Raw genomic sequence first — 1266 nt, 5'->3', positions numbered from 1 at the left:
GGTTTCGTGCGCTCGGAGTTGTGTATAAGAGACAGCCCCCGCACGCCGCCGCTCCCCACCCGAGGAGTGACATCAGGAATTCACAGAAAAGTCAGAGATGTCGATATTCGTGGACTTTTCTTCGACCCTGACTTTCGCGTCCGTCCGGGTGCCAGTGTAGATTGGGCACCTTCCGATGAGTGGGACGACGCTGCCGCTCGCGCCGGATGCCTCCAAGGGCCGGTCGCTGGGTAAGTATGAGGTTCTCAGCCGCCTATCCACGGGCGGGATGGCGGAGATCTTCCTAGCGTCGCAGCGGGGACTCGCCGGCTTCCGCAAGTTGGTGGTGCTCAAGCAGATTCTGCCGGACATCCGAGGCGAGGAAGAGTTCATCCGGATGTTCCTGGACGAGGCCAAGGTGACGGCCGCGTTCAACCACCCGCACATCGCCCAGGTGTTCGACCTGGACATCGCCGAGGGCGAGCTGTTCCTGGCCATGGAGTTCGTGCCGGGGGCCACGCTGGTGGAGGTGGCGCGCGCGTGTCGGCAGGCCAGCCACCCCATCCCCGTGGGCTTCAGCCTGATGGCGGTGCGGGACACGGCCGTGGCGCTGCACTACGCGCACACCTTCACGGACCCGCTCGGTCACCCCTCGCCCGTCATCCACCGGGATGTGGCCGAGAAGAACATCATGGTGACGTACGAGGGCGTCACCAAGCTGTTGGACTTCGGCATCGCCAAGAGCCTGGCGCGCGCCAGCCGCACCGCGGTGGGCATGGTGAAGGGCACCAGTGGCTACATGTCGCCCGAGCAAATCATGGGCGAGCCCCTGGATGCCCGCAGCGACTTGTTCAGCCTGGGCGTGGTGCTGCACGAGCTGCTCACCGGCATGCGGTTGTTCTACGCGAAGCAGGCCGAGGCGATGATGAACGCGGTGCTGAAGTGCGAGGTGACGCCGCCTTCACGCGCCAACAAGCAGATACCGCCGGAGCTGGACGCCATCGTCCTGCGCGCGCTGTCGAAGCGCCGTGAGGACCGCTACGCCTCCACGCTGGAGTTCGCCCGCGCCCTGGAGCGCGCGGTGGGCCCACTCATCTGGCACCCCGAGCAGAGCAGCGAGATGATGCGCCGCCTCTTCGCCGACCGGCGCGAGCAGACGCGCCAGCTGCTCATCGCGGGCCCCACGGGTGACACCACGGGCGAGACGAGCGTGGCGGCGATGCTGGCCATGGGCGGCTCCAACAGCGTCCCCGAAGCCCCCGAGCCGCCCACCGTCAACACCAACTC

General features: G+C 66.7%; 1 protein-coding gene. It reads left to right on the top strand.

Features of this window, described 5'->3' with window-relative positions; all coding sequences use genetic code 11:
* Positions 1-175: 175 nt before the first annotated feature.
* Positions 176-1266 (top strand): serine/threonine protein kinase (locus FJV41_RS49155; RefSeq protein ID WP_141649510.1); only part of this gene is annotated, 1091 nt, incomplete at its 3' end.

The organism is Myxococcus llanfairpwllgwyngyllgogerychwyrndrobwllllantysiliogogogochensis (genome assembly GCF_006636215.1).
Classification (GTDB): Bacteria; Myxococcota; Myxococcia; order Myxococcales; family Myxococcaceae; genus Myxococcus; species Myxococcus llanfairpwllgwyngyllgogerychwyrndrobwllllantysiliogogogochensis.
Note: the sequence above shows the minus strand (reverse complement) of the source record. Positions and strands in the feature narration are given on the sequence as shown.